The sequence below is a fragment of the Pseudomonas sp. NFX5 genome (genome assembly GCF_049132125.1).
GTDB lineage: Bacteria > Pseudomonadota > Gammaproteobacteria > Pseudomonadales > Pseudomonadaceae > Aquipseudomonas > Aquipseudomonas marginalis.
Map to the genome: position 1 here is coordinate 109,779 of NZ_JAFMZG010000032.1, position 26,729 is coordinate 136,507.

The following is a 26,729-nucleotide window of genomic DNA, read 5'->3' on the forward strand; positions in this document are numbered from 1 at the left end:
TAATGGCTATCGAAATCAAAGCCCCGTCATTCCCGGAATCGGTTGCCGATGGCACCGTTGCCACCTGGCACAAGAAACCAGGTGAGGCCGTCAAGCGTGACGACCTGATCGTCGACATCGAGACCGACAAAGTCGTGCTGGAAGTGTTGGCCGAGGCTGACGGCGTGCTGGGCGCAATCGTTGCCGAAGAGGGCGCTACCGTTCTGTCGAACCAGGTACTCGGCTCGATCGAAGAGGGCAGCGCTGCCGCTGCTCCTGCTGCCGCTGCTGCACCGGCCGCTGCCTCGGCACCTGCTGCCGCTCCGGCTGCGGGTGGCGAAGATCCAATCGCCGCACCGGCTGCTCGCCAGTTGGCTGAAGAAAACGGCATCAACCTGGCTTCCATCAAAGGCACCGGCAAAGACGGCCGTGTGACCAAGGAAGACGTGGTCGCTGCTGTTGAAGCCAAGAAAAACGCTCCGGCTGCCGCGCCTGCCAAGGCTGCTGCCCCGGCTGCCGCTGCGCCTGTGTTCGCTGCCGGCGACCGCACCGAGAAGCGTGTGCCGATGACCCGCGTGCGTGCCACCGTGGCCAAGCGCCTGGTTGAAGCACAGTCGAACATGGCGATGCTGACCACTTTCAACGAAGTCGACATGACCGAAGTCATGGCTCTGCGTTCGAAGTACAAGGATCTGTTCGAGAAGTCCCACAACGGCGTGCGCCTGGGCTTCATGTCGTTCTTCGTGAAAGCGGCCACCGAAGCGCTGAAACGCTTCCCGGCAGTCAACGCTTCCATCGACGGCGGCGACATCGTTTACCACGGTTATGCAGACGTCGGCGTTGCCGTGTCCAGCGACCGTGGCCTGGTGGTCCCGGTCCTGCGTAACGCCGAACTGATGAGCCTGGCTGAAATCGAAGGCGGCATCGCCGGCTTCGGCAAGAAAGCCCGTGACGGCAAGCTGACCATCGACGAGATGACCGGTGGTACCTTCACCATCACCAACGGTGGTACCTTCGGTTCGATGATGTCGACGCCGATCGTTAACCCGCCGCAAGCCGCGATCCTGGGCATGCACAACATCATCCAGCGTCCGATGGCCATCAACGGCCAAGTCGTGATCCGCCCAATGATGTACCTGGCGCTGTCTTACGATCACCGCCTGATCGATGGTAAAGAAGCCGTGACTTTCCTGGTGACCATCAAGAACCTGCTGGAAGACCCGGCTCGTCTGCTGCTGGATATCTGATAGAAGCAGCTGCAGGTCTCAAGTGACAGATTGCCGGATAAGGCAGTTGGGCTTGGGGCTTGCGGCTTGAAAGCTTGCTGCTAAATAGAGGAACTATTTTCATGTCGCAGAAATTTGACGTTGTAGTGATTGGTGCGGGTCCTGGCGGCTACGTTGCCGCCATCAAGGCCGCACAACTGGGCCTCTCGACTGCTTGCATCGAAAAATACACCGACAAGGAAGGCAAACTGGCATTGGGCGGTACTTGCCTGAACGTCGGTTGCATTCCGTCCAAGGCGCTGCTGGACAGCTCCTGGAAATTCCACGAAGCCCAGGACGGTTTCGCGATCCACGGCATCAACCATGCCGGCGTGACCATGGACGTGCCAGCAATGGTCGGCCGTAAAGCCAACATCGTCAAAGGCCTGACTTCCGGCGTTGCCACCTTGTTCAAGGCCAACGGCGTGACTTCCCTGCAAGGCCACGGCAAGCTGCTGGCCGGCAAAAAAGTTGAAATCACCAAGCCGGACGGCTCGGTAGAAGTCATCGAAGCCGAGAACGTGATCCTGGCCCCAGGTTCGCGTCCAATCGATATTCCACCGGCTCCGGTTGACCAGAACGTGATCGTTGATTCGACCGGCGCCCTGGAATTCCAGGCTGTGCCTAAGCGCCTGGGCGTGATCGGCGCCGGCGTCATCGGCCTGGAACTGGGTTCGGTCTGGTCCCGCCTCGGTTCCGAAGTGACCGTGCTGGAAGCCCTGGACACGTTCCTGCTGGCTGCTGACGCCGCAGTGTCGAAGGAAGCGCTGAAAACCCTGACCAAACAAGGTCTGGACATCAAGCTGGGCGCTCGCGTGACCGGCTCTAAGGTCAACGGCGAAGAAGTCGTCGTGACCTACACCGACAAGGATGGCGAACAGACCATCACGTTCGACAAGCTGATCGTAGCCGTTGGTCGCCGTCCAGTGACCACCGACCTGCTGGCTTCCGACAGCGGCGTGAACATCGACGAGCGTGGCTTCATCCACGTTGACGATCACTGCGCTACCACCGTTCCGGGCGTCTACGCCATTGGCGACGTGGTTCGCGGCATGATGCTCGCGCACAAGGCTTCCGAAGAAGGCATCATGGTGGTCGAGCGCATCAAGGGTCACAAGACCCAGATGAACTACGACCTGATCCCATCGGTTATCTACACCCACCCTGAAATTGCATGGGTCGGCAAGAACGAACAGCAGTTGAAAGCTGAAGGCGTTGAAGTTAACGTCGGCACCTTCCCGTTCGCCGCTTCTGGCCGTGCCATGGCAGCCAACGACACCGGTGGTTTTGTCAAAGTCATCGCTGATGCCAAGACTGACCGCGTATTGGGCGTCCACGTGATTGGCCCAGGCGCAGCAGAACTGGTTCAGCAGGGCGCGATCGGTATGGAATTCGGCACCAGTGCCGAGGACATCGGCATGATGGTCTTCTCCCATCCGACCCTGTCCGAAGCGCTGCACGAAGCCGCGTTGGCAGTGAATGGCCATGCCATCCACATCGCCAACAAGAAGAAGCGCTAAGCGAGATAATAAGAAACCACGGCGGAGTTGCCCGTCGTGAGCCTTGCGCGCAAGACTCACCGCGGAATATCCGCTGGACGCAGTCTTGCGCAGCTTTACGGGCCTTGAGCCCCGCAAGTTGCGCAAGCAGCAGTCACAGGTGGCGCGGCACTCATAATGAGCGCAGCGCCGAATGCGCAGTACCTAACGAAGACGGTAAAAAGCATGAATCTTCACGAGTATCAGGGTAAGCAGCTGTTCGCTGAATACGGCCTGCCAGTTTCCAAGGGCTACGCAGTAGACACCCCGGAAGCAGCAGCAGAAGCTTGCGACAAAATCGGCGGCACCGAGTGGGTTGTCAAAGCCCAGGTCCACGCTGGTGGTCGCGGTAAAGCGGGCGGCGTTAAGCTGGTTCGCAGCAAAGAAGACGCCAAGGCCTTCGCACAGCAGTGGCTGGGCAAGCGTCTGGTGACTTACCAGACTGATGCCAATGGCCAGCCAGTCACCAAGATCCTGGTTGAATCGTGCACTGATATCGCTAAAGAGCTGTACCTGGGCGCTGTCGTTGACCGTTCGAGCCGTCGCATCGTGTTCATGGCTTCCACCGAAGGTGGCGTGGACATCGAGAAGATCGCTCACGAAACCCCAGAAAAAATCCTGAAAGCCACTATCGATCCACTGGTTGGCGCCCAGCCATTCCAGGGTCGCGAGCTGGCTTTCCAGCTGGGCCTGGAAGGCAAGCAAGTTGCCCAGTTCGCCAAGATCTTCGTAGGTCTGGCCAAGCTGTTCCAGGATCACGATCTGGCCCTGCTGGAAGTGAACCCGCTGGTGATCAAGGCTGATGGCGATCTGCACTGCCTCGACGCCAAGATCAACATCGACGCCAACGCCATGTACCGTCAGCCTAAGCTGAAGACTTTCCACGATCCGTCCCAGGACGATCCGCGCGAAGCGCACGCTGCCAAGTTCGAACTGAACTACGTAGCCCTGGAAGGTAACATCGGTTGCATGGTCAACGGTGCCGGCCTGGCCATGGGTACCATGGACATCGTCAACCTGCATGGCGGCAAACCAGCCAACTTCCTCGACGTGGGCGGTGGTGCTACCAAAGAACGCGTAACCGAAGCCTTCAAGATCATCCTGTCCGACTCCAACGTCGCTGCAGTACTGGTCAACATCTTCGGCGGCATCGTTCGTTGCGACATGATTGCCGAAGGCATCATCGGTGCAGTGAAAGAAGTCGGCGTTAAAATCCCGGTTGTTGTTCGCCTTGAAGGCAACAATGCTGAACTGGGCGCTAAAGTACTGGCAGAAAGCGGTTTGAACATCATCGCGGCTACCAGCCTGACCGACGCTGCTCAACAAGTTGTCAAAGCTGCGGAGGGCAAATAATGAGCGTCCTGATCAATAAAGACACCAAAGTTATCTGCCAGGGTATTACCGGTTCGCAAGGTAGTTTCCACACCCAGCAAGCCATCGAATACGGCACCAAGATGGTTGGCGGCGTAACCCCGGGCAAAGGCGGCACCGAGCACCTGGGCCTGCCAGTGTTCAACACCGTGAAAGACGCTGTAGCTGCCACTGGCGCCACCGCCAGCGTGATCTACGTTCCAGCTCCTTTCTGCAAGGACTCGATCCTGGAAGCGGCATTCGGCGGCATCAAGCTGATCGTGTGCATCACCGAAGGCATTCCTACCCTGGACATGCTGGACGCTAAAGTTAAGTGCGACGAGCTGGGCGTAGTCCTGATCGGCCCTAACTGCCCAGGCGTGATCACTCCAGGCGAATGCAAGATCGGCATCATGCCAGGTCACATTCACTTGCCAGGTAAAGTCGGTATCGTTTCCCGTTCCGGCACCCTGACCTACGAAGCTGTGAAGCAGACCACTGACGCCGGTTTCGGTCAGTCGACTTGCGTCGGCATCGGCGGTGACCCGATCCCGGGCTCCAACTTCATCGATATCCTGAAGCTGTTCCAGGAAGACCCGAAGACCGAAGCGATCGTGATGATCGGTGAGATCGGCGGTTCGGCTGAAGAAGAAGCGGCTGCCTATATCAAGGCACACGTGACCAAGCCGGTTGTTTCCTACATCGCTGGTGTGACTGCCCCTGCGGGCAAGCGCATGGGCCATGCGGGCGCAATCATCTCTGGCGGCAAAGGCACTGCAGACGAGAAATTCGCTGCACTGCAAGACGCAGGCGTTAAAACCGTGCGTTCGCTGGCAGACATCGGCAAGGCTTTGGCCGAGCTGACCGGTTGGGCTGTCAAGTAAGCCTCGCGCTTAGCTGACGCTTTACCAGCAAAGGCCACCTTCGGGTGGCCTTTGTGCATTCTGCAGATTGTTGACGATTCAAATGTGGGAGGGGGCTTGCCCCGATTGCAGTGCATCAGCCAGCTAATGTGGGACTGACGCACCGCTATCGGGGGCAAGCCCCCTCCCACAATTTTGTTTGTATTGCCAAATTAAGTATGAAAACGCGACATCGAGATGTCGCTTATCGGACAGTCCGCCCCGCAACAGTGCGTTTGTCAGGCTAATTCTGTACCCTAGCCGCCTCTTTATGCGTCCGCCTCCCAAAAGGAAGCTGCGCGCTAGACCGGCCGGTGCCCATAAGGGCCGGCAGCATTTCCCTCATCCATAGGGAATCCCTCTCTAAATTCCGATTCAGTAGTGTGGTATTTCCTCAAATGAAAGTGTTGAAAAGCCAGGACATCCTGGCGTTGGGCTTCATGACCTTCGCCCTGTTCGTGGGCGCCGGCAACATCATCTTCCCGCCTATCGTTGGTTTGCAGTCCGGGCCTCATGTCTGGATGGCGGCGCTGGGCTTCCTGATCACCGCCGTTGGCCTGCCGGTGGTCACCGTGATCGCCCTGGCCAAGGTCGGAGGCGGCATGGACGCGCTGAGCAGCCCGATCGGCAAGATCGCCGGTGGCCTGCTCGCGGCGGCGGCGTATCTGGCGGTAGGGCCGCTGTTCGCCACCCCGCGTACCGCGACCGTGTCGTTTGAAGTGGGCCTGGCGCCGCTGACCGGCGAAAGCCCGCTGGCGTTGTTCCTCTACAGCTCGGTGTATTTCCTGGTGGTGTTCTTTGTCTCCCTGTACCCAGGCCGACTGCTGGACACCGTGGGTCGCTTCCTGGCGCCGCTGAAGATCATCGCCCTGGCCATCCTCGGCATTGCCGCGTTTGCCCTGCCGGCTGGTGAGGTGGGTGTCGCCACCCCGGAATACGTCGCCGCACCGTTTTCCCAGGGCTTTATCAATGGCTACTTGACCATGGATACCCTGGGTGCGCTGGTGTTTGGCATTGTGATCGTCAATGCGATCCGTTCCCGTGGTGTCGAATCGCCCAAGCTGATCACCCGCTACGCGATCATTGCCGGGTTGATTGCCGGCGTCGGTTTGGCGCTGGTGTATGTCAGCCTGTTCCGCCTCGGGTCGGGCAGCCATGAAGTCGCTGCCGGCGCGGCCAATGGCGCCGCAGTGCTGCACGCTTATGTTCAGCACACCTTCGGTTCCCTGGGCAGTGGGTTCCTGGCTGTATTGATCTCCCTGGCATGCCTGGTCACAGCCGTCGGCCTGACCTGCGCGTGTGCCGAGTACTTCAGCAAAATCCTGCCGCTGTCCTACAAGGCGCTGGTCGTCATTCTGGCGCTGTTCTCGCTGTTCGTGTCGAACCTGGGCCTGACCAAGCTGATTGCGTTCTCGATCCCGGTACTCACTGCGATCTACCCGCCGTGCATCGTGCTGGTGGCGTTGAGTTTCTGCAAAGACTTCTGGCAGGAGCAGGGCCGTATCGTCGGTCCGGTGATGCTGGTGTCGTTCATCTTTGGCTGCATCGACGCGCTCAAGGGCGCGGGTCTGGCGGGTTGGATGCCTTCGCAGTTGGCGAACCTGCCGCTGAGTGAGCAAGGCCTGGCGTGGCTGGTGCCCTCGGTGATGACGCTGGTCGTGGCTGTGGTGGTCGACCGAGTGCTCGGCAAGCGTAGTGAAGCTATCGCTTAACTCGCGGGCTTCGGCTTGCACTGAAATGCCCCGTATCGATTGATACGGGGCATTTTTTTTGAGCGCAAGGCAGTGTCTTTTTCTCTGCGCTAACGTCGAACAGACGCAAAAAGTTTCTCAATCTTCTTTCTGCAAGGACCCGCATGTCGTTCGTCGAAGCCAATCAGATCCACCTGCTTGCTGCCCTCTGGTTCATCCTGTGCTGGGGCGGCTACACCCGTTATGCCACCTGGAAAGCCCGAGACACCGCGTGCCTGGCCAGCGTGCTGCATTTGTATCGCGAAGACTGGATGCGTCGTATGCTGCTGCGTGACAACCGCATCGCCGACGCCAGTGTGATCGGCAACCTGGAGCGTAATGCCTCATTCTTCGCCTCCAGCACCTTGATCATCCTCGCCGGCATTCTCACGGTGCTGGGGGCCTCCGAGCGGGCGGTGTCATTGCTGGCGGACATACCCATGGTGCAGCAGGCCTCCCAGGGCATGTCGGAGATCAAGCTGCTCTGCCTGGCGCTGGTCTTTGTCTATGCCTTCTTCACCTTCAGTTGGTGCATGCGCCAGTACAACTTTGCCGCGGTGCTGGTCGGGTCGGCACCGATGATCGGTGAGCGGCATGTGTCGGAGCAGGAGCGCAAGGCGTTTGCCCTGCGTGCGGCGCGAGTGATTTCCATGGCCGCCAACCAGTTCAACTTTGGCCTGCGTTCTTATTACTTCGGCATGACCATGCTGGCGTGGTTCGTCAGCCCCTGGTTGTTCATGTTGATGAGTGCCGGGGTGGTGTTCGTGTTGTATCGCCGGGAGTTTCATTCCGACGTACTGCAAGTGATGGTGTATACGCAGACGGATACACCGATGCCTGAGCCCGCCAAAGAGGAGATTTAATGCGTGACGCGCTGAGTTAAAAACAACAGGCAAAGTAAAGCCCGCTATATAAGCGGGCTTTCTTTTTGCAGCGAAGCTATTTCATGCCGCGGTATCAGGAACCGGTGGCAGGAGTAGCTGGTGCTGCTTCTTTTGCGGCGGCTTCGTTCGATTCAGCCTGAGCTTTGGCAGCATCGGCGTTTTCTTTCGCAGCGTCGTTCACTTTATCCTGAGCTTTCGCCATGTCTTTTTGAGCTTGCTCAGAATGCGCTGCTGCATCTTGGGCTTTGTCTTCGGATTTCTTGTCGCAAGCAGCGAGACCGAGGGCAGCGGCCAACATCATGGAAATAGCTAAAGTCTTACGCATGGGGTGTTTCTCCTTAGTGAAGATATCTACTGGCCTTTCGAGCATGGCCGTTCAGCATTAGTTCCTTTTATTCCACAGATATATAAACAACGACCTCAAAGGAACTTTCGCCCGCACCGTCTATTTCGCCCATCAGCACTAATAAGAGTCTGCAACGAATGACCGAAAATCCCTTGTTAGAGCGCGCGACGCGCTTTGTCTCGGCCTTGCGCCATTGTCAGGTGCTGGGTATCAGCGTTCATCATGCCAGCGAGGAGGGCATCACGTTGGTCATGCCTTACGCGCCGCAGTTGGTGGGTGATCCCCAGACCGGCGTGATCCACGGTGGCGCGTTGACATCCTTGATGGATACCGCCTGCGGCATGGCCACCCTGTGTGTCCTGCCGGAGTTCGAGGTGTGCCCGACCCTGGACCTGCGTGTCGACTATATGCATCCCGCCGAGCCGCATAAGCCGGTATATGGTTTCGCCCAGTGCTACCGGGTGACCACCGACGTGATCTTCACCCGTGGTTTTGCCTATCAGGACGACCCGCAACAACCCATCGCCCATGTGGTGGGCACCTTCATGCGCATGGGCAAGCGTCTCAAGGGCACCCAAGGGTTGGGGCGCGCCATCAAGGGAGAGCAGGCATGACCCATCGATTCAAGACCCGCCTGGAACAGGCCCATCAGCGCGGCAGCTACGAGGCGCTGCTGGACCTGATCCCCTACGCCAAACTGATCGGTATCGAATGCACCCGGCTGGGGGATGAATTGCTGTTTCGCCTGCCGGCCCACAAGGACAATATTGGTAACCCCATATTGCCGGCGCTTCACGGCGGGGTGATTGCCGGCTTCATGGAGCTGGCAGCGGCGTTGCACCTGCTGGTGTTTACCGGAGCGCCGGGCCTCCCGAAAATCATCGATTTCTCCCTCGATTACCTGCGCGCCGGCCAGTTTCGCGACACTTACGCCAAATGCCAGGTGTGGCGCCAGGGCCGACGTGTGGCGAATGTGGCGATCACCGCCTGGCAAACCACCGCCGCCGAGCCCATCGCCACCGCCCGTGCGCATTTCAAGATCGAGGACGTGGTCCGCCCTTGAAATCCTGCTCTTAGCCCCCAACTTTGATGACAACCCGCCGCCAACCCTTCAGGGCGCGGCCACTGCCATCCAATTGGAGTTTGATGACCATGAGTGTGGAAACTCAAAAGGAAACCCTGGGCTTCCAGACCGAGGTGAAGCAACTGCTGCACCTCATGATCCATTCGCTGTATTCCAACAAGGAAATCTTCCTTCGCGAATTGATCTCGAACGCCTCTGACGCTGTCGACAAATTACGTTTCGAAGCCCTGTCCAAGCCTGAACTGCTGGAAGGCGGCGCGGAACTGAAAATCCGTGTGAGCTTCGACAAAGACGCCAATACCGTCACCCTCGAAGACAACGGTATCGGCATGAGCCGTGAAGATGCGATTACCCACCTGGGGACCATCGCCAAATCCGGTACCGCCGACTTCATGAAAAACCTGTCCGGCGACCAGAAGAAAGATTCGCACCTGATCGGCCAGTTCGGTGTGGGCTTCTACTCGGCCTTCATCGTGGCCGACAAGGTTGAAGTGTTCAGCCGTCGTGCCGGCCTTGACGCCAGCGAAGGCGTGCACTGGGCTTCCAAGGGCGAGGGCGAATTTGAAATCGCCACCGTCGACAAGGCTGACCGTGGTACCCGCATCGTCCTGCACCTCAAATCCGGTGAAGACGAGTTTGCCGATGGCTGGCGCCTGCGCAATATCATCAAGAAGTACTCCGACCATATCGCCTTGCCGATCGAGCTGCCGAAAGAACAAACGGCTGCCGAAGGTGAAGAGAAGCCTGCCCAGGAATGGGAAACCGTCAATCGCGCCAGTGCCCTGTGGACCCGTCCGCGTACCGAGATCAAGGACGAGGAATACCAGGAGTTCTACAAGCACATCGGTCACGACTACGAAAACCCGCTGAGCTGGAGCCATAACAAGGTCGAAGGCAAGCTGGAATACAGCTCGCTGCTCTACGTGCCGGCCCGTGCGCCGTTCGACCTGTACCAGCGTGAAGCGCCGAAGGGCCTGAAGCTGTACGTGCAGCGCGTGTTCGTGATGGACCAGGCGGAGTCGTTCCTGCCGCTGTACCTGCGCTTTATCAAGGGCGTGGTCGACTCCAATGACCTGTCGCTGAACGTGTCGCGGGAAATCCTGCAAAAAGACCCGATCATCGATTCCATGAAGTCGGCGCTGACCAAGCGCGTGCTCGACATGCTGGAAAAACTGGCGAAGAACGAGCCAGAGCAATACAAGGGCTTCTGGAAAAACTTCGGCCAGGTCATGAAAGAAGGCCCGGCGGAAGATTTTGCCAACAAGGAAAAAATCGCCGGTCTGTTGCGCTTTGCTTCCACCCAGGGTGAAGAGGGCGAGCAGGTGGTGTCCCTGGCCGAGTACCTGGCACGTGCCAAGGAAGGCCAGGACAAGATTTACTACCTGACCGGCGAAACCTACGCACAGGTCAAGAACAGCCCGCACCTGGAAGTCTTCCGCAAGAAAGGCATCGAAGTGCTGCTGCTGACCGACCGTATCGATGAGTGGCTGATGAGCTACCTCAACGAGTTCGACGGCAAATCCTTTGTCGACGTGGCCCGTGGCGACCTGGACCTGGGTAACCTGGACTCCGAGGAAGAGAAGAAAGAAGCCGAGGAAGTCGCCAAGGCCAAAGAAGGCCTGGTTGAGCGGATCAAGGCGTCCCTGGGCGATGCCGTGAGCGAAGTGCGGGTTTCCCACCGTCTGACCGATTCCCCGGCGATCCTGGCCATCGGCGAGCAGGACCTGGGCATGCAGATGCGCCAGATCCTCGAAGCCAGCGGCCAGAAGGTCCCGGACTCCAAGCCGATCTTCGAATTCAACCCGGCTCACCCGTTGATCGAGAAACTCGACGGCGAGCAGAGCGAAGAGCGCTTTGGCGACCTGTCCCACATCCTTTTCGACCAGGCGGCCCTGGCCGCCGGCGACAGCCTCAAGGACCCGGCCGCCTATGTGCGCCGACTGAACAAGCTGTTGGTTGAACTGTCGGTTTGATACCGTTGTAGAAAAACCCGCTTCGGCGGGTTTTTTCGTTCTAGTGCACCCTAACTGGAGAAAATGATGAGCCAAGTCACCGTGCGTTCCGTGGTCTATCAGATTGATGGCCAGTCTTATGAAAGTCGCCTGGCGTTCGATGCCAGCCAAAAGAACCCGCTGCCCGGCCTGCTGATGGCGCCGAACTGGATGGGGGTAAGTGCGGGGGCCGAAGAGATCGCCAAGAGCGTTGCCGCCAAGGGCTACGTGGTGCTGATCGCCGACCTCTATGGGCAAACCGTGCGCCCGTCGAATGGCGATGAAGCCGGCGCCGCAATGATGCCGTTGAAAAATGATCGCCCGTTGCTGAACAAACGCATGCAGGCTGCCCTTGAGCAGCTGCAGGGCCAGACCGAAGCGGCAGTGGACACCTCGAAGCTGGCCACCTTTGGTTTCTGCTTCGGCGGTTGCTGCTCCCTGGAGCTGGCACGGACCGGTGCGCCATTGAAGGCTGCCGTATCGTTCCACGGCACCCTCGACACGCCGAACCCGGCAGATGCGAAAAACATCAAGGGTTCAGTGCTGGTGCTGCACGGTGCTTCCGACCCGTTGGTGCCGAAAGAGCAACTGCCGGCGTTCGAAGATGAAATGAACGCGGCCGGCGTGGACTGGCAATTGCTGAGCTACGGCGGTGCGGTGCATTCCTTCACCGACCCGCACGCCAATGTGCCGGGCAAGATGATGTATGACGCCAAGACCGCTGCACGGGCGTTCCGGTCGATGCATAACTTGCTGGATGAAGTGTTCAAGGGCTGAATCTTCAGCGCCTGTTCCAGCGTCATCGGGGGCTTGCCCCCGATAGCTATCTCACCGGCAACTCAATTCTTTCGGTTTCACCCGGCACCGTCGGCCAATCCCCCGCCGCCCAGCGCTGCCTGGCCTGCTCGATCTTCAGCGGATCGCTCGCGACAAAATTCCAATTGATCCGCCGTGGCCCATCCAGCGGTGCTCCGCCCAACACCACCAACTGGCAATCGCTTTCGGCGAACAGGGTCATTACCTGCCCGGCCGGCAATACCACCAGGCTGTGCACCTCAAGCTGCTCACCCTCCAACTGGGCTTCACCCTCCAGCACATACACCGCGCGTTCCTCGTGCTCGTCAGGAATCAGCAGGGTCGTGGCCGTTTGCATGTGTACATCTGCATACAACGTAGGCGACAGCACCGGCACCGGTGACTTGAGGCAGAAGCCACTGCCGGCGATCAGGCGAATCCGCACGCCCAGGTTGTCACTCACCGGCAGGCTCGCCGCAGGGTGATGGCTGTAGTGTCCAGGCCCCTCTTCGTGGTCCTTGGGCGATGCCAGCCATACTTGCAGGCCATGCATGCTGAAACCACGGGCCTTGAGTGCCTCGGGTGTGCGCTCGACATGGGCGATTGCACTGCCTGCGGTCATCCAGCTGACATCGCCGGCCTCTACCACCTGATCCGACCCCAGGCTGTCCTTGTGCTGCAGTGCGCCTTCGAACAGATAGGTGAGGGTGGACAGGCCGATATGGGGGTGCTGGCGGATGTTCATGCCGCTGCCCGGTGCATAGCGGGTCGGCAACATATGATCGAAAAACACAAAGGGCCCGACGCTGCGACATTCCCGCGAGGGCAGCGGGCGCAGGATCGGCTGGCCTTCGACATCTTCGGGGCGTGGGCGGATCACGGTGAGGGTGGTCATGGTGCGTCCCAGTCTGAGCGGGTTGTAGGGTAATGAGCATAACCCGCTCGACGGGAGGTTGCCGCTATTGGCTGAACGCGCCTTCAGAGAGGCGGGTTTCGATGGTGACCTCGGCGGTGGTCATCAGCTTGTGTACCGGGCAGCGATCGGCCACGCGGTGCAGCTCGTCGCGCTGTTCGTCGGTGAGTACGCCCTTGAGCGTCAGCTTGACGTTGAGCCTGTATTTGCCCTTTTGTTCTTCGGTGGCGTCGTGGGTGACTTCCACGGTCACGCCGGTCAGGGGGATGTCTTTTTTCTGGGCGTAGAGCTTGACGGTCAGCGCCTTGCACGATGCCAGCGCGGCGTCGAAGTAATCGTGGGGGGAGGGCGCCGAGTCGTCACCACCCAGGCTCTTGGGCAGGTCGGTAAACAGCTCGTGATTATTGATATTGACGCTGTGGCGGAAGTTGTCGGTGTTCAGCGTATTGACGGTAACAGGCATGGCAAACCTCACGGGGTGGCAGAAGGAAGGTCATGCAGTTATAGAGCATGCTGGCACGGGGGTGTTCCACATTTTTTGCCGGCTGAACCACGGTATGGCACGCAAGGTCTACCGGTATTCGCCCTTATCGAGGTTATACCGTGCCCTGGACCCGCTTGAGTCTCGCCCTGTTGCTCGCCGCCAACAGCCTTGCGACACAGGCTCGCGACTATGCCTACAGCGATGCCCATCTGCATTACGTGGATTTCTTCCAGGAAACGGCGGGGATGGATAAGTTGCTCAAGGCAATGGCAGAAAATCGCATCGAGCATGTCATGATTTCCGGCATTCCCGTCGCAAAGAAATGGCACGAAGACGAACCCAAGCGCCCGCGCTACTACGCCGGTGATGACGCAGATGCCTATTGGTACAGCGCCACCGACGTGATTGTCGCCGCAGCGGTAAATAAACTGACGCCTGAACAGCGCCAGCACTTTCATCCGTTTCTGTCCGGCTTCAACCCCAATGACAAGAACTCGGATGCCCATATCCAGCGCATGCTCGACCTCAACCCGGGGCTGTGGCAAGGCATCGGTGAAGTGTTTACCCGCCACGACGACCTTACCGCCCTCACATCGGGGGATACCCCGCGCGCCAACAACGAGGCCATGACGCGCATCTATCACCTGGCGGCGGAAAACGACTTGCCGGTGATGCTGCACTCCAACATTACCTCCAAGCGCGAGCGTAACCCGCTGTATTTGGCCGAAATCGAAGAGCCGCTGCGCAACCACCCGCACACTCGCTTTATCTGGGCTCACGCCGGCACCAGCAAGGAAATTCACCGCCACCAGGTGCAAATGGACTTTTTGCTGCCCACCTTGAGCCGTATGCTCGAGGCTTACCCCAACCTGTATATCGACCTGTCCTGGAGCATGCTCACGCCGTACTTGCTGGATGATGGGGGCAAGCCTCGGCCGGAGTGGGTAACGCTGGTGGAGCGCTTCCCGGAGCGCTTTATGCTGGGTTCGGATGTCGTCGGGCGTTTCAACAAGCTGGGTGAGGAAATGCACCGCTTTGATGTCTTCCTTGATGCATTGCCTGAAGACGTTGCCCACAAAGTGGCGAGGGACAACTTCCTGGCCATCCTGCCTAAACCTCGCGGCGATGAGGGTGCGCGTTGATATTGCGTTTTCGTCTCACGCAAATGCGGTTGCGGTCTCAAATCCAGTCGCCCATAAAAAAGCCCCGAACCAGTCGGGGCTTTTTCAGGTGATCAACCTGCGGGGCTTACTTACCCTGCCAGCGTTTCAGCACCAGGGTGGCGTTAGTGCCACCGAAGCCGAAGCTGTTGCTCATCACGGTGTCGACTTTGACGTTTTCAACCGTCTTGGTCAGGATCGGCATATCGGCGACGACCGGGTCGATCTCGTCGATGTTGGCCGAACCGGCCATGAAGTTGCCTTCCATCATCAGCAGGCAGTAGATCGCTTCGTGAACGCCGGCGGCGCCCAGGGAGTGACCCGACAGGCTCTTGGTGGAGCTGATGGCCGGTGCCTTGTCGCCGAACACCGCGCGTACACCTTCCATTTCCTTGGCGTCGCCGACCGGAGTCGAGGTGCCGTGGGTGTTCAGGTAGTCGATCGGGGTGTCCACGGTGGACATGGCCATCTGCATGCAACGGATGGCGCCTTCACCGCTTGGCGCAACCATGTCGTAGCCATCGGAAGTAGCGCCGTAGCCAACGATTTCCGCGTAGATCTTGGCGCCACGGGCCAGGGCGTGCTCCAGCTCCTCGACCACCACCATGCCGCCACCGCCGGCGATGACGAAACCGTCACGCTTGGCATCGTAGGCGCGGGAGGCTTTTTCCGGGGTTTCGTTGTACTGGGTGGACAGGGCACCCATGGCGTCGAACAGGAACGACTGGCTCCAATGTTCTTCTTCGCCGCCGCCGGCGAACACGATGTCCTGCTTGCCCAGTTGGATCTGCTCGACGGCGGTGCCGATGCAGTGTGCACTGGTGGCGCATGCGGAGGAGATCGAGTAGTTCACGCCCTTGATCTGGAATGGCGTGGCCAGGCAGGCCGAAACGGTGCTGCCCATGGTCCGTGTGACACGGTACGGGCCAACTCGCTTCACGCCTTTTTCGCGCAGGATGTCCAGCGCTTCCATCTGGTTGAGGGTCGATGCGCCGCCGGAGCCGGCGATCAGGCCGGTGCGTACGTTCGATACCTGGTCTTCGCTCAGGCCGGAGTCGGCGATTGCGTCTTTCATGGCCAGGTAGGCGTAGGCGGCAGCGTGGCCCACGAAGCGATAGATCTTGCGATCGATCAGTTCTTCGAGGGGCAGGTCGATGGAGCCGGAAACCTGGCTACGCAGACCCATTTCGGCATATTCCGGGTTGAAGCGGATGCCAGGGCGACTTGCACGCAGGTTAGCGGTGACGGTCTCTTTGTCATTGCCCAGGCAAGAAACAATGCCCAGACCAGTGATAACGACGCGGCGCATGCGGATAACCCTTAAAAGTTGTCAGTGGAAGTAAATACGCCGACCCGAAGGCCTTCGGCAGTATAGATCTCGCGACCGTCGACAGTCACCGAACCGTCGGCGATGGCCAGGTTCAGCTTGCCCTTGAGGACGCGCTTGATTTGAATGTTGTAGGTGACTTTCTTGGCGGTCGGCAGGACCTGGCCAAAGAACTTCACTTCGCCCGAACCCAGGGCGCGGCCACGGCCTGGCAGGCCTTGCCAGCCCAGGTAGAAGCCGACCAGTTGCCACATGGCGTCGAGGCCCAGGCAGCCCGGCATGACAGGGTCACCTTCGAAGTGACAGGCGAAGAACCACAGGTCCGGGGTGATATCCAGCTCGGCGACCAATTCACCTTTGCCGTACTTGCCACCCTCTTCGCTGATATGGGTGATGCGATCCACCATCAGCATGTTCGGGGCGGGCAGTTGCGCGTTACCTGGGCCGAACAGCTCACCGCGACTGCAGCGCAGCAGGTCTTCCCGAGTAAAGGCGTTTTGTTTGGTCATGCGAGCTCCTCAATAATCCCATGCGGCAGGGTAGGGCAAATCTTCCCGAACCGAATGAAGCGTTCATGCCTCATGTCGGCAGCCTACACATAGACTATTGCGTTGTAGTGAAAGTCACAGCGGCAAGGTACTGAATGTACACTTGTTCACTGAAATTTTAAACCGAGCCTGTTTATGGGCCCGTTCGGGTGCCTAAGACTGCCGCACTTTCGTCTTTCACGCCAGTCGGAGTTGGCTGATGGCGCGCCGCTATTGCACCCAGCGCTGCAGGATTTGCTGCAGATCCGTGCGTTTGAACGGCTTGGCCAGGTAATCGTTCATTCCGGCCGCAAGGCAGGCTTCCCGGTCGCCCTGCAAGGCGTTGGCCGTCAGGGCGATGATCGGCAGGCCGGCGCAGCCGGGCAGTTGGCGAATCTGCCGGGTGGCTTCATAACCGTCGATCAGGGGCAGGCGACAATCCATCAGGATCGCGGTGAAGATCAGGCTCTCGGCACTGCGGATCGCCTCGGCGCCATCGGTGGCCAGGCTGACTTCAAAGCCCAGGCTGCGCAGCATGGCTTCGACCACGGTGCGGTTGACCGGATTGTCCTCCACCAGCAACACATGGCGACCCTCGCCGGCGCTGTGCTTGCCCTCGGCATCCAGGGCGATCGACGGCTGGCTGTGGGGGTCGATGGCCAGCGGGATCTCCAGGGTAAACACCGAGCCACGGCCTTCTTCGCTCTGCGCGCGCAGCGTGCCTCCCATGCGTTCGGCCAGGGTACGGGCGATGGGCAGCCCGAGACCGGTACCGCCGTAACGTCTTGAAATGGAACTGTCGGCCTGCTGGAACGCATCGAACATCAATTCCAGGCGCTCGGCGGAAATCCCGATGCCGCTGTCACGCACGGTGCAGGTGAACCACACCAACTCATGGTCGAGCACCTGCCAGTGGGGCTCGACGCTGACGGTGCCGTGTTCGGTGAACTTCAAGGCATTGCCGATCAGGTTCACCAGGATCTGGCGGATCCGTGTCGGATCGCCTTGTACCCGCAGTGCGTCCATGCCGGGCGGGATCGGCAGCTTGAGCGCCAGCCCGCGCTGCTGGGCGCTGTGCTGGAAGGCCTGGGCGCAACTGTTGATCAGGTCGGCCAGGTTGAAGGGGATATGTTCCAGCTCCAGGGCCGCGCGTTCGATGCGCGAGAAGTCGAGAATGTCGTTGATCACCTTGAGCAAATGCTCGGTGGATTCGGAGGCCAGCGCCGCGTATTCGGTCTGTTCCTCGGTCATTTCGGTGGTTTCCAGCAGTTGCAGCATGCCCAGTACGCCGTTCATCGGCGTGCGCAGTTCGTGGCTCATCATGGCCAGGAAGTCTGACTTGGCGTTGTTGGCCCGTTCGGCCTCTTCGCGGGTCTGGATCAACTGGGCCATGGCCTGCTGTTGTTCGCGGCTGGCCTGGTTGAGGCCTTCGGCGAGGTTGTTGATATGCCGCGACAGGTCGCCCAGCTCCGAGTCATCCACAATCGGCAGCGGCGTCTTGTAGTCGCCCTGCTGGATGGCCTTGACCGCATTGCCCATGGCGCTGATCGGTTGCGACAGGCTCGCCGCCAGGCGCCGGGCGAGCAGGAACGTAAACAGCAGGGCGAACAGCGCGAGGATACCGGCCTTGAACAGGATCTCCTGCTGGCGCTGGCTGAAGGCGTCATTGGACATGCCGACGATCACCCGGCCCAGGTAGTCCGCGCGGGGGGCCTTGGGTTCGTTGAGGTTGTCCTGGAAAAAGTCATTGCCCAACTGGATATGCTGCAGGCGGATCGGTGCCTGGAACACTTTGACCGACAGCGCGCGGTCGTGTTTCTCCGCGGGTTGCTCGACGTACACCAGGATATTTTCGCTGCTGTCCTGAATCTCCAGGAAACGCACATGGGGCGTCGCCAGCGTGGCGCGAAGCAGGCTGTCGAGCACATCGTTGTTGCCCGAGATCACCCCATATTCGGTGGCCGGTGCCAGTTGGTTGGCGATCAATTGGCCGGTGTGGTCCAGTTCCTGGCGCAGGTCCTGGATACGCACGAAGGTGAAGAAGCTGATCAACAGCAACGTCAGCAACAGCGCCGGGCCCAGGGTGATGAGCTGGGTGCGGGTATTGATGTCCCAACGACGACGCAAGGTCATGGGCGTTTTTCTCCTTCGGCCATTCGGGCGGCGACGCTGGCTTCGTCCACCTGTTCGATGCCCAGTGAGCGTGCGACCTGCGCGTTGCCCACGACTTTGAAGCGTTCGGGGTACAGCGCGCGTGGCCAAGCGGCCGGCGGCTGGTCGAGCAAACGATCGAGTACCGCCAGCCAATCGTCCTGGTCGCTGTAGGTGCTGGCGAGGCTGCCGGCGCGCACAAACCCTGCATTGGGCCCGAACAGCGGCAATTGCTGGGCGTAGCTGCTCAGCAGCAGGTTTTTAGCGGTCTTCGGGTTGTACAGCTGCGGGTCATCGAGGCCGAGCAGCACGTCGCTGTTCCTGAACAGGGTTTGCAGCGGACGACTGTCGTTAGTGTTGTCCCAGCGCTGCGGCACGATCTCCAGCTCCAGGGCCGCCGCATGCTGGCGCAATTCGGGCAGCAGGAATTCGCTGTCGGTGCCGTAGAGCACGCCGATGCGCCGTGCCTGGGGCAGGACGCTGCTGATCAGGCGCAGCTGCCGCTCCAGCGGCGGGTCGCTCCACAACAGGCTGACCCGCGCGTGCCGTGAGGCGTCCGGGCGCTGATGGGCTTGGAGCCGACTGATGCGCAGCACCAGCGTCGGCGGCCCTTGAGTATCCCGCAGGCGCCAGTCGAGGCCGGGCAGGTCGAGCAGGATCAGGCGCGTGCCGGCGGGCAGGTGGCTGGGTGCTGGCAAGTCGCCGAGGGACGTGAAGGTGACGCGGTCTTCGGGGCGTTGCCGGGCCAGCGCCTGGGTAAAGGCCTGCACCCCGGCGCCGTCTTCGGCGGCAGTCAGCAGGATCTCGGCGCTCCACGCCGGTGCGCACAGCAACAGGCCGGCCAGCAGCCCGGCAAGTTGCCGCAGCCTATAGATAAAGAAGAAGGTCATCCGTGACGAGTCGCCCATGTCAGAACTCTAACTCCGCGCTGAAGTAGAGTACGTGACGATGGTCGTAAGTGTTGTCGGCCCAGGTGGTGGGCTGGTTATCGAGGCGTTGTTGCAACATGCCGGCCAGCTCCACGTTGGCTTTGCCCAGGGCAATGCGCTTGGCCACCCGCAGGTCGACCCGTTCGAAACGATATTGGTTGAGTGCGTCGTCGCCATAGTAGAACAGCGCGCTGGACCAACCTTGGCCCCATTCGCGCAACCAGCCGGCCGAGCCACTGTTACGCGCGGTCTGTGCTTTGTCCAGTGGGTTGCTGGTGGTGGCGTCGACATACGCGTAAGTCAGCCGCAGGCGGTCGGCGTTGCTCACGCGCCAGTCGAACTGGGACTCGGCGCCGGTGAAGCGTGAGCTGTTGGCGTTGCTGGCAATGTACTGGTTATTGCGCAGCGGCGAGCTGATCATGTCGGTGATTTCGTCGTAGAACACCTTCACGTCCATGTTCAGCCCGATGTCGGCAAAGAAGCCGTTGTAGCCCAGTTCCCGCGAGCGCATCAGTTCTTTGTCGAGGTTGCCCGGGCCTCGCGTCTTCACGAAGTACTGTCCGGAACTCTGCCCATAGGTCGGTGAGCTGAGGTTGGTGACGCGGTAGCTCCAGTTGACATTGTTCTCGAACATGTCCGGCGAACGGATGGCTTCCGAGTACACCGCGCGCAAGCCGTGGCGCGGGTTGATCAAATAGTTGACCGCCACCCTGGGCGTCAGCGAATGGCCGCTCAGGTGCGTGTCTTCGAACATGGCGCCGCCTTGCAGCAGCCAATGTTCACTGGCGCGCCATTCCAACTGGCCGAACAGGCGCCAGGTGGTGTCGTCCAGGGTGCCGTTGAAGTAGGTATCGGAGTCGGCGCGGTCGTAGCGGTAATTCATGCCGCTGACCAGGCGCAGGCTGTCGGACAGGCTGAGGGTGTCCTGGATTTCCACATCGTAGCGGCTTTCGCGGGTGCTCTGGTCGATGTCGCCGCAGACGCTCTGGTTGGCGCCGTTGCGCCACTGGTCCAGTACCTGGTTGGCCAAGGCTTGTTCGGCGGCGCTGCCCGGTGGCGCGGTGCCCTGGCTGTAGGTGTCCATATGCCGGGCCAGCCGTTCGGCATAGTTGGGGTTGAGCTGCCACAACTGGGTCAGCTCGGGGCTGAACGAGACCTTGGCGTCACAGGCCTTCCAGATTTGCCGGCGGTCCCACTGCTGGGCCGAGCCTTGGATATACAGGCTGTGCTCGGGGTTGAAATCAAAGTTCCAGCGCAGGGAACCGGCGTAGTCCTTGGCCGTGACGTCGGAATTGTCGCCGCCCTCGGTAATCCCGGCGAATACCGGGGTGTAGGTATAAGGGCGCTGGTTGGTGCCTTCCTTGGCATTCAGTTGCCAGTCGATACTCTGTTGCGCGTTCAAGGTCTGGCTCACTGCCAGGCTGAAGCGGTTGAGGCGACGGCCGTCGCGGCGGTCGGCGCCAGCGGCATCGCTGTCAAAGCCATCGTCCTGTTGCCCGGACAGCGACAGGCGCAGATCGCCGGTTTCCCAGCCCACGCCCTGGCTGGCATAAAAGTCATTGATACCGCGCTCACCGCGAATCACCTTCACCCGTGAGCCATGGCTGTTGGCCGGTGAGCGCGTGAGGATATTGACCACCGCCATCAAGGCATTCGCCCCGTAGCTGACGGTGTTGGGGCCGCGGAAGACCTCGATGCGCTCGATGTCTTCCATTGCTACCGGAATGTCGCTCCAGTCCACCGTGGCCAGGCCGGCGCGGTACACCGAACGCCCGTCGATCAATACCTGCATGCGGCGCGCATCGCTGGCGCTGGTGCCGTGGTAGTTCACCGCCGCCTGGTTGCCGGTGGTGTAGCCGACCATCATCCCCGGCACCAGGCGCAGCAGCTCGCTGATGTCCCTTGCGCCGCTGGCCTTGATCAACTCGCTGTCGATCACGGTCATGCTGCCCGGCACGGCGGCCGCCGATTGCTTGAGACGCGTGGCGGTCAATACCTGCGGCAGCGGCTGGCTGTCGAGGAACAGGTCGTCAGCCAGCGCAGGTGCACTGCACAACAGCATAAGCAGTAGAGATGAACGGGAAGGAGGGCCCAAATACACGACATGGCCTTGATAATGACGGATAGCCGCCCATGTTAACCGAGGCGAGGCTATTTGCCAGTCGTCGCCCTTGCAATTCCGTTACACGGACATGGCATTTCCCGACAGGCCCACGATTTGATACGGGGGCTGGCCGCAAGCGGGTCGCCCCGTATAATGCCGCCATCGCCACTGGTATGGATTAACGGATTGCATATGACTGAACAGCGCCCTATTGCGGTCCTGGGAGGCGGAAGTTTTGGTACCGCCGTGGCTAACCTGCTGGCCGAGAACGGCCATGCGGTGCGCCAGTGGATGCGCGATCCCGAGCAGGCCGAGGCCATTCGCGTACACCGCGAAAATCCTCGTTACCTTAAAGGCATCAAGATTCATCCGGCGGTCGAGCCGGTCACCGACCTGTTGGCCACCCTGGCGGACTGCGACCTGTGCTTTGTCGCGCTGCCTTCCAGCGCCTTGCGCGCGGTGCTGGCGCCCCATGCCGAGCGCCTGGCGGGCAAGCTGCTGGTCAGCCTGACCAAGGGCATCGAGGCGCAGACCTTCAAGCTGATGAGCGAAATCCTCGCCGAGATCGCCCCCCGGGCGCGCATTGGCGTGCTGTCCGGGCCGAACCTGGCGCGGGAAGTCGCCGAGCACGCGCTGACCGCCACGGTGATCGCCAGCGAGGATGAGGCGTTGTGCGAGCGCGTCCAGGCGGTGCTGCATGGCCGGACCTTCCGCGTATACGCCAGTGGCGACCGCTTTGGCGTGGAACTGGGCGGGGCGCTGAAAAACGTCTACGCGATCATCGCCGGCATGGCGGTGGCGCTGGGCATGGGCGAAAACACCAAGAGCATGCTGATTACCCGTGCCCTGGCGGAAATGACCCGCTTCGCGGTGAACCAGGGCGCCAACCCCATGACCTTCCTGGGCCTGGCCGGCGTGGGCGACTTGATCGTCACCTGCTCGTCGCCGAAAAGCCGCAACTACCAGGTGGGTTTCGCCCTGGGCCAGGGCCTGAGCCTGGAAGACGCGGTGACGCGCCTGGGCGAAGTGGCCGAAGGGGTCAACACCCTCAAGGTGCTCAAGGCCAAGGCCCAGGAAGTCGGCGTGTACATGCCGCTGGTCGCCGGGCTGCACGCGATCCTGTTTGAAGGGCGCACCTTGAACCAGGTCATCGAGTTGCTGATGCGGGCCGAGCCCAAAACCGACGTCGACTTTATTTCCACCAGTGGTTTCAACTGAGGAACGCGCCATGAACGATCCGAAAGCAGCCCCCAAGTACGAGTCCATTATCCTGCGCATCCTGTGGATGCTGGTGTTTGCCCTGGTGTGGCAGGTGGCGCAGTTCCTGCTCGGCGCATTGGTGGTGGTGCAGTTGATCTACCGCCTGGTCTACAGCGCGCCGAACCTGGGCCTGATGAACTTCGGCGACAGCCTCAGCCAGTTTCTTGCCCAGATCGGCCGCTTTGGCAGCTTCCACACCGAACAGAAGCCCTGGCCGTTCGCCGACTGGCCAACCCCTCGCGCTCCCGAGGGCGAAGCCGCCCACAGCGTGCCGCCGGCGCCGCACCCGGTGCGGGATGAGGAGCCGAAGCTATGAAGGTGTGGGTCTTGCGTCACGGTGAGGCCGAGGCGCATGCCCGCACGGATGCCGAGCGCAACCTCACCGAACATGGCCGCGCCGAGGTGTTGCGCAGTGCGGCGCACCTGATCGGCCAGCCGCTCAGCGCGATCATTGCCAGCCCGTACGTGCGGGCGCAGCAGACTGCACAGCTGGTGCGGGACGCGTTGGGTTTTGAACCGGATATCCGCACGGTGCCTTGGCTCACGCCGGAGGGCAATCCGCTGGAGGTCCTGAGCAAGCTCGACAGTGATGACAACGTGCTGCTGGTCAGTCATCAGCCCCTGGTCGGCAGCTTGATCAGTTTTCTGCAGCATGGCCATCAGCGCCAGCCGCAGCCGATGTCCACCGCCAGCCTGGCGGAGCTTGAAGGCGACTTCCCGCTGGCGGGGTTGATGAGCCTGGTCAGCGTGAAGAATCCGTAGGCTATCGCCGGGTCACAGAGGATCGGGTCTTATGTCCGTCGTTTTTCGTTGGAGCGAGCGCAGCGAGGCAGTTGTGTGGCAGGATTAGGGTCGTAATAAAACCAATAAGGACAATTCCATGAGCTTGTGGCGCACCCAACCGAATATCGAACAACTCAATGCCGGCCAGAAAAACACCATCGGTGAACTGCTGGACATCCGTTTTGAAAGCTTCGACGACGAATCCCTCACCGCCAGCATGGTGGTCGACCACCGCACTCACCAGCCTTACGGCCTGCTGCATGGCGGTGCGTCGGTGGTACTGGCCGAGAGTGTCGGCTCCGTGGCGGCTTATTTGTGCATCGACCCGAGCAAGTTCTATTGCGTGGGCCTGGAGGTCAACGCCAATCACCTGCGCGGTGTGCGCAGCGGGCGGGTGACGGCGGTGGCCAAGGCGATCCATATCGGCCGCACCACCCAGGTCTGGGACATTCGCCTGACCACCGATGACGGCAAGTGCAACTGTGTCTCACGGCTGACCATGGCCGTGGTGCCTTTGGGCGAAACCCCTCCGGCGCGATAGGTGTGGCGTGAGTGTCATCATTCCTGGCAGTTACAGTCATTGCTGTGGGGCTTGGGCCTGGTGACAATCAATCTCGGTTTTTGCAGATGGATCCGCTATGTCGCAGCACGTGTTTTTTGCCCACGCCAATGGCTTCCCCTCGGCCACCTACGGCAAGCTGTTTGCCGCCCTGGCCCCGGAATATGCGGTGGCTCACTTGCCGCAGCACGGTCACGACCCCAGGTTTCCAGTGGACGATAACTGGCAGAACCTGGTGGACGAGTTGATCCATCATCTGGAGCAGCAACCGCAGCCCGTCTGGGGCGTGGGCCATTCCCTGGGTGGCGTGCTGCATTTGCACGCGGCCCTGCGCTGCCCGCAGCTGTATCGCGGGGTAGTGATGCTCGATTCGCCGGTATTGACCCGCGCCGACCGCTGGGTGATCCGCGCCGCCAAGCGCTTCGGTTTTATCGACCGCCTCACGCCGGCCGGGCGCACCCTGGGCCGTCGTGAAGAGTTCAGCGACCTGGACGCCGCACGCAGCTACTTTGCCGGCAAGACCCTGTTCCGAGGCTTTGACCCGGAATGCTTCGACGCCTACCTGCAACACGGCCTGTACCAGGCGGGTGATCGCCTGCGCCTGCGTTTCGACCCAGCCACCGAAATCAGCATCTACCGGGGCGTGCCCCACACCAGCCCTGGCCAGGTGCGCCAATTGAAAGTGCCGCTGGCGGTGGTGCGCGGTCGCCAGAGCCGCGTGGTGATGCGTCACCACGCCAGCGGTGTCGACCGTCTGCCCATGGGCGAAATGCTCACCATGCCCGGCGGCCATATGTTTCCCCTCGAACGCCCCCAGGACACCGCGACCTTGATCAAGACCCTGTTCGCGCGCTGGGAAGCCCGGGAGCGCAGCTGCGCATGAGCACACCCGTCGAAGAGGTTCGCCTGAGCCTGCCGCACATTGAGTTGGCGGCCCATCTGTTTGGCCCCGAGGACGGTTTGCCGGTGATCGCCCTGCATGGCTGGCTGGACAATGCCAACAGCTTTGCACGCCTGGCGCCGAAGCTTGCGGGTTTACGTATCGTGGCGCTGGACATGGCCGGCCATGGGCATTCGGCGCATCGTCCTACAGGTGCCGGTTATGCCTTGTGGGATTACGTCCACGACGTGCTGCACGTTGCCGAGCAACTGGGCTGGAAACGTTTTGCATTACTCGGCCACTCCCTCGGCGCCATCGTGTCCCTGGTGCTGGCCGGTGCCTTGCCGGAACGGGTGACGGCCCTGGGTTTGATTGACGGCGTGATCCCGCCCACTGCCAGCGGTGAGAACGCGGCCGAGCGCCTGGGCATGGCCTTGCAGGCGCAATTGAACCTGCAGGATAAGCGCAAGCCGGTCTACAGCACCCTGGATCGGGCGGTTGAGGCGCGTATGAAAGGTCTGGTCGCCGTGAGCCGTGAAGCCGCAGAACTGCTGGCCCAGCGCGGTTTGATGCCGGTGCCGGGCGGTTATACCTGGCGCTCGGACAGTCGCCTGACCCTGGCTTCGCCGATGCGCCTGACCGATGAGCAGGCGATGGCTTTCGTGCACCGCGTCGGTTGCCCCACGCAGTTGGTGGTCGCCGCCGATGGCATGTTGGCGAAACATCCCGAATTGCTTTCCCAGCTACCCTTTACGGTAACCACGTTGCCGGGTGGCCATCATTTACACCTGAATGATGAGCCAGGTGCGGTCCTTGTTGCAGACTGTTTCAATCGGTTCTTCTCCGCGCCTTGACTTGGGGCGGTCAACTGCCGAGGCTGGGCGGATTGAAAGGGAGTCAACCATGAACCAACTCAACACTGCTGCGACCTCCGATGGCCAGGGCTCACCGATCCGATGAGCCTGCGTAAAGGATGTATACGTGCCCTCGGACTGTGCTGTTTCAGCCCCTTGGTGTTCGCCGCCGATGTGCCGGGAAGCCAGGACCTGCCTGCCGTGGCCCGTCAGGTCGACGCACAGATCGTCGATTACCGTCCCGCTGAAGAAAAGGAACGCATCTACCCCATGGGGGCGATCCGCAAGATCAGTGGCCAGTTGCGTTACGAGGGCCAGGCCACTGCCCGTGGGCGAGCCACAGCGATTACCTACGAACTGCCTGCCGAACACACCTCCAGTGCTGCGTTCACGTCGACGCGCGAAGCGTTGCAGGCCAACGGCGCGCAGTTGTTGTTCTGGTGCCAGGCCCGCGACTGCGGTGAAAGCAGCCTGTGGGCCAACGAAGTGTTCGGTAATGCCAAGCTGGTAGGTGCCGACGGCCAGCAGGAATACCTGCTGCTGCGCCTGGCTGCCCCGCAGGAAAACTCCCTGGTGGCCATGTACGGCATCACCCGAGGCAACCGTCGTGCCTACCTGCATGTGGAGCAGTTGGATGCCGGCGCACCGCTGGGCGACCTGCTGCCCACCTCGGCCACCTTGTTGCGCGAGCTCAAAAGCACCGGTGAGCTGGATTTCCCCGCGCTTGGCGGCGACCCCGACGACACCTGGCTGACCCTGATTTCCCGGGGCTTGAACCTCGATACGACCTTGCGCGTCAGTCTGACCGGCCCGAAAGCCGAAGCCTGGCGCCAGGCCCTGGTCGACAAAGGCGTGCGTGCCGCGCGCCTGGAAACCGGCAGCACTGAAACCCAAGGCCTGCACCTGCATCTGATACGCTGACCGCAACAGGGCG

The 26,729-nt window shown here is 60.8% G+C and carries 26 protein-coding genes; 18 read left to right on the top strand and 8 right to left on the bottom strand.

The annotated features are described in order from the left end of the window. The first annotated feature begins 2 nt into the window (after positions 1 to 2). The 6 genes from odhB (at position 3) to J1N02_RS23095 (ending at position 7,627) form a co-directional block, all read left to right on the top strand. Positions 3 to 1,226, top strand: coding sequence for a 2-oxoglutarate dehydrogenase complex dihydrolipoyllysine-residue succinyltransferase (odhB, locus tag J1N02_RS23070; protein ID WP_065924489.1), 1,224 nt, complete (start codon positions 3 to 5; stop codon positions 1,224 to 1,226). A 101-nt stretch (positions 1,227 to 1,327) separates the two neighbouring features. Next, positions 1,328 to 2,764 carry a dihydrolipoyl dehydrogenase gene (lpdA, locus tag J1N02_RS23075; RefSeq protein ID WP_421147783.1) on the top strand — a complete coding sequence of 479 codons (1,437 nt, stop codon included), beginning with the start codon at positions 1,328 to 1,330 and terminating at the stop codon, positions 2,762 to 2,764. A gap of 204 nt (positions 2,765 to 2,968) precedes the next feature. Continuing rightward, entirely contained in the window at positions 2,969 to 4,135 is a 1,167-nt protein-coding gene (gene sucC / locus J1N02_RS23080; protein WP_003233235.1) for an ADP-forming succinate--CoA ligase subunit beta, read from the top strand. Beyond that, a complete protein-coding gene (gene sucD / locus J1N02_RS23085) occupies positions 4,135 to 5,016 on the top strand; it encodes a succinate--CoA ligase subunit alpha (RefSeq protein WP_003172813.1) in 882 nt (293 codons plus the stop codon). Before sucC ends, sucD begins: the two co-directional genes overlap by 1 nt. A gap of 416 nt (positions 5,017 to 5,432) precedes the next feature. Further along, positions 5,433 to 6,746, top strand: coding sequence for a branched-chain amino acid transport system II carrier protein (gene brnQ, locus J1N02_RS23090; protein WP_027607061.1), 1,314 nt, complete (start codon positions 5,433 to 5,435; stop codon positions 6,744 to 6,746). A 143-nt stretch (positions 6,747 to 6,889) separates the two neighbouring features. Beyond that, entirely contained in the window at positions 6,890 to 7,627 is a 738-nt protein-coding gene (locus J1N02_RS23095; protein WP_027607062.1) for a DUF599 domain-containing protein, read from the top strand. A gap of 94 nt (positions 7,628 to 7,721) precedes the next feature. On the opposite strand, the gene J1N02_RS23100 is transcribed toward J1N02_RS23095, so the two are convergent. Next, a complete protein-coding gene (locus tag J1N02_RS23100) occupies positions 7,722 to 7,973 on the bottom strand; it encodes a hypothetical protein (protein WP_010211724.1) in 252 nt (83 codons plus the stop codon). A 158-nt stretch (positions 7,974 to 8,131) separates the two neighbouring features. Here J1N02_RS23100 and J1N02_RS23105 point away from each other — a divergent pair, with 158 nt between their 5' ends. From J1N02_RS23105 to J1N02_RS23120, 4 genes are all read left to right on the top strand, one after another. After that, positions 8,132 to 8,608: a PaaI family thioesterase gene (locus tag J1N02_RS23105; protein WP_027607063.1), complete on the top strand. Its 477-nt coding sequence runs from the start codon at positions 8,132 to 8,134 to the stop codon at positions 8,606 to 8,608. Continuing rightward, the gene (locus J1N02_RS23110) at positions 8,605 to 9,057 is read left to right on the top strand and encodes a PaaI family thioesterase (protein WP_065939925.1); all 453 of its coding nucleotides are present in this window, start codon (positions 8,605 to 8,607) and stop codon (positions 9,055 to 9,057) included. The genes J1N02_RS23105 and J1N02_RS23110 overlap by 4 nt, the downstream gene beginning before the upstream one ends. 89 nt (positions 9,058 to 9,146) lie before the next feature. Further along, a complete protein-coding gene (gene htpG / locus J1N02_RS23115) occupies positions 9,147 to 11,051 on the top strand; it encodes a molecular chaperone HtpG (RefSeq protein WP_027607065.1) in 1,905 nt (634 codons plus the stop codon). A gap of 66 nt (positions 11,052 to 11,117) precedes the next feature. Next, positions 11,118 to 11,846 carry a dienelactone hydrolase family protein gene (locus J1N02_RS23120; RefSeq protein ID WP_027607066.1) on the top strand — a complete coding sequence of 243 codons (729 nt, stop codon included), beginning with the start codon at positions 11,118 to 11,120 and terminating at the stop codon, positions 11,844 to 11,846. Between the two features lie 46 nt (positions 11,847 to 11,892). Here the strand turns inward: J1N02_RS23120 and J1N02_RS23125 are convergent, their stop codons facing one another. Beyond that, positions 11,893 to 12,759 (bottom strand): pirin family protein, encoded by an 867-nt coding sequence (locus J1N02_RS23125; protein WP_027607067.1) that lies wholly within the window; start codon positions 12,757 to 12,759, stop codon positions 11,893 to 11,895. A 64-nt stretch (positions 12,760 to 12,823) separates the two neighbouring features. Then, positions 12,824 to 13,240, bottom strand: a complete 417-nt coding sequence (locus tag J1N02_RS23130; protein WP_092358535.1) for an OsmC family protein — start codon at positions 13,238 to 13,240, stop codon at positions 12,824 to 12,826. 140 nt (positions 13,241 to 13,380) lie between these two features. Between J1N02_RS23130 and J1N02_RS23135 the strand changes: the two genes are divergently transcribed. Further along, positions 13,381 to 14,403 carry an amidohydrolase family protein gene (locus J1N02_RS23135; protein WP_092358537.1) on the top strand — a complete coding sequence of 341 codons (1,023 nt, stop codon included), beginning with the start codon at positions 13,381 to 13,383 and terminating at the stop codon, positions 14,401 to 14,403. A 106-nt stretch (positions 14,404 to 14,509) separates the two neighbouring features. On the opposite strand, the gene fabB is transcribed toward J1N02_RS23135, so the two are convergent. The 5 genes from fabB to J1N02_RS23160 form a co-directional block, all read right to left on the bottom strand. Then, complete coding sequence (fabB, locus tag J1N02_RS23140; RefSeq protein WP_027607070.1) at positions 14,510 to 15,730, bottom strand: beta-ketoacyl-ACP synthase I; 1,221 nt, start codon at positions 15,728 to 15,730, stop codon at positions 14,510 to 14,512. A gap of 11 nt (positions 15,731 to 15,741) precedes the next feature. Further along, entirely contained in the window at positions 15,742 to 16,257 is a 516-nt protein-coding gene (fabA, locus tag J1N02_RS23145; protein WP_003210552.1) for a 3-hydroxyacyl-[acyl-carrier-protein] dehydratase FabA, read from the bottom strand. A 249-nt stretch (positions 16,258 to 16,506) separates the two neighbouring features. After that, positions 16,507 to 18,408, bottom strand: a complete 1,902-nt coding sequence (locus tag J1N02_RS23150; RefSeq protein WP_146478060.1) for an ATP-binding protein — start codon at positions 18,406 to 18,408, stop codon at positions 16,507 to 16,509. Further along, positions 18,405 to 19,334 (bottom strand): ABC transporter substrate-binding protein, encoded by a 930-nt coding sequence (locus tag J1N02_RS23155; protein ID WP_027607072.1) that lies wholly within the window; start codon positions 19,332 to 19,334, stop codon positions 18,405 to 18,407. The genes J1N02_RS23150 and J1N02_RS23155 overlap by 4 nt, the downstream gene beginning before the upstream one ends. Before the next feature lies 1 nt (position 19,335). After that, positions 19,336 to 21,456 (bottom strand): TonB-dependent receptor plug domain-containing protein, encoded by a 2,121-nt coding sequence (locus J1N02_RS23160; RefSeq protein ID WP_319805411.1) that lies wholly within the window; start codon positions 21,454 to 21,456, stop codon positions 19,336 to 19,338. 195 nt (positions 21,457 to 21,651) lie between these two features. Between J1N02_RS23160 and J1N02_RS23165 the strand changes: the two genes are divergently transcribed. The 7 genes from J1N02_RS23165 (at position 21,652) to J1N02_RS23195 (ending at position 26,716) form a co-directional block, all read left to right on the top strand. Continuing rightward, positions 21,652 to 22,677 carry an NAD(P)H-dependent glycerol-3-phosphate dehydrogenase gene (locus J1N02_RS23165; protein WP_027607074.1) on the top strand — a complete coding sequence of 342 codons (1,026 nt, stop codon included), beginning with the start codon at positions 21,652 to 21,654 and terminating at the stop codon, positions 22,675 to 22,677. Between the two features lie 10 nt (positions 22,678 to 22,687). Continuing rightward, a complete protein-coding gene (locus tag J1N02_RS23170; RefSeq protein WP_027607075.1) occupies positions 22,688 to 23,035 on the top strand; it encodes a DUF4389 domain-containing protein in 348 nt (115 codons plus the stop codon). Next, on the top strand, positions 23,032 to 23,481 hold the full coding sequence (gene sixA / locus J1N02_RS23175; protein WP_108574510.1) for a phosphohistidine phosphatase SixA: 450 nt from the start codon (positions 23,032 to 23,034) through the stop codon (positions 23,479 to 23,481). Before J1N02_RS23170 ends, sixA begins: the two co-directional genes overlap by 4 nt. Before the next feature lie 118 nt (positions 23,482 to 23,599). Further along, complete coding sequence (locus tag J1N02_RS23180) at positions 23,600 to 24,043, top strand: hotdog fold thioesterase (protein ID WP_027607077.1); 444 nt, start codon at positions 23,600 to 23,602, stop codon at positions 24,041 to 24,043. 97 nt (positions 24,044 to 24,140) lie between these two features. Further along, complete coding sequence (locus J1N02_RS23185; protein ID WP_027607078.1) at positions 24,141 to 24,944, top strand: alpha/beta fold hydrolase; 804 nt, start codon at positions 24,141 to 24,143, stop codon at positions 24,942 to 24,944. After that, positions 24,941 to 25,795 carry an alpha/beta hydrolase gene (locus J1N02_RS23190; protein WP_421147784.1) on the top strand — a complete coding sequence of 285 codons (855 nt, stop codon included), beginning with the start codon at positions 24,941 to 24,943 and terminating at the stop codon, positions 25,793 to 25,795. Before J1N02_RS23185 ends, J1N02_RS23190 begins: the two co-directional genes overlap by 4 nt. A 102-nt stretch (positions 25,796 to 25,897) precedes the next feature. Beyond that, the gene (locus J1N02_RS23195) at positions 25,898 to 26,716 is read left to right on the top strand and encodes a DUF4892 domain-containing protein (protein ID WP_027607080.1); all 819 of its coding nucleotides are present in this window, start codon (positions 25,898 to 25,900) and stop codon (positions 26,714 to 26,716) included. Positions 26,717 to 26,729: the final 13 nt, after the last annotated feature.

Excerpts from the sequence above, each read along its gene's own strand:
- odhB (WP_065924489.1), top strand. The coding sequence starts at position 3 with ATGGCTATCGAAATCAAAGCCCCGTCATTCCCGGAATCGGTTGCCGAT.
- lpdA (WP_421147783.1), top strand. The coding sequence starts at position 1,328 with ATGTCGCAGAAATTTGACGTTGTAGTGATTGGTGCGGGTCCTGGCGGC.
- sucC (WP_003233235.1), top strand. The coding sequence starts at position 2,969 with ATGAATCTTCACGAGTATCAGGGTAAGCAGCTGTTCGCTGAATACGGC.
- sucD (WP_003172813.1), top strand. The coding sequence starts at position 4,135 with ATGAGCGTCCTGATCAATAAAGACACCAAAGTTATCTGCCAGGGTATT.
- brnQ (WP_027607061.1), top strand. The coding sequence starts at position 5,433 with ATGAAAGTGTTGAAAAGCCAGGACATCCTGGCGTTGGGCTTCATGACC.
- J1N02_RS23095 (WP_027607062.1), top strand. The coding sequence starts at position 6,890 with ATGTCGTTCGTCGAAGCCAATCAGATCCACCTGCTTGCTGCCCTCTGG.
- J1N02_RS23100 (WP_010211724.1), bottom strand. The coding sequence starts at position 7,973 with ATGCGTAAGACTTTAGCTATTTCCATGATGTTGGCCGCTGCCCTCGGT.
- J1N02_RS23105 (WP_027607063.1), top strand. The coding sequence starts at position 8,132 with ATGACCGAAAATCCCTTGTTAGAGCGCGCGACGCGCTTTGTCTCGGCC.
- J1N02_RS23110 (WP_065939925.1), top strand. The coding sequence starts at position 8,605 with ATGACCCATCGATTCAAGACCCGCCTGGAACAGGCCCATCAGCGCGGC.
- htpG (WP_027607065.1), top strand. The coding sequence starts at position 9,147 with ATGAGTGTGGAAACTCAAAAGGAAACCCTGGGCTTCCAGACCGAGGTG.
- J1N02_RS23120 (WP_027607066.1), top strand. The coding sequence starts at position 11,118 with ATGAGCCAAGTCACCGTGCGTTCCGTGGTCTATCAGATTGATGGCCAG.
- J1N02_RS23125 (WP_027607067.1), bottom strand. The coding sequence starts at position 12,759 with ATGACCACCCTCACCGTGATCCGCCCACGCCCCGAAGATGTCGAAGGC.
- J1N02_RS23130 (WP_092358535.1), bottom strand. The coding sequence starts at position 13,240 with ATGCCTGTTACCGTCAATACGCTGAACACCGACAACTTCCGCCACAGC.
- fabB (WP_027607070.1), bottom strand. The coding sequence starts at position 15,730 with ATGCGCCGCGTCGTTATCACTGGTCTGGGCATTGTTTCTTGCCTGGGC.
- fabA (WP_003210552.1), bottom strand. The coding sequence starts at position 16,257 with ATGACCAAACAAAACGCCTTTACTCGGGAAGACCTGCTGCGCTGCAGT.
- J1N02_RS23150 (WP_146478060.1), bottom strand. The coding sequence starts at position 18,408 with ATGACCTTGCGTCGTCGTTGGGACATCAATACCCGCACCCAGCTCATC.
- J1N02_RS23155 (WP_027607072.1), bottom strand. The coding sequence starts at position 19,334 with ATGGGCGACTCGTCACGGATGACCTTCTTCTTTATCTATAGGCTGCGG.
- J1N02_RS23165 (WP_027607074.1), top strand. The coding sequence starts at position 21,652 with ATGACTGAACAGCGCCCTATTGCGGTCCTGGGAGGCGGAAGTTTTGGT.
- J1N02_RS23170 (WP_027607075.1), top strand. The coding sequence starts at position 22,688 with ATGAACGATCCGAAAGCAGCCCCCAAGTACGAGTCCATTATCCTGCGC.
- sixA (WP_108574510.1), top strand. The coding sequence starts at position 23,032 with ATGAAGGTGTGGGTCTTGCGTCACGGTGAGGCCGAGGCGCATGCCCGC.
- J1N02_RS23180 (WP_027607077.1), top strand. The coding sequence starts at position 23,600 with ATGAGCTTGTGGCGCACCCAACCGAATATCGAACAACTCAATGCCGGC.
- J1N02_RS23185 (WP_027607078.1), top strand. The coding sequence starts at position 24,141 with ATGTCGCAGCACGTGTTTTTTGCCCACGCCAATGGCTTCCCCTCGGCC.
- J1N02_RS23190 (WP_421147784.1), top strand. The coding sequence starts at position 24,941 with ATGAGCACACCCGTCGAAGAGGTTCGCCTGAGCCTGCCGCACATTGAG.
- J1N02_RS23195 (WP_027607080.1), top strand. The coding sequence starts at position 25,898 with ATGAGCCTGCGTAAAGGATGTATACGTGCCCTCGGACTGTGCTGTTTC.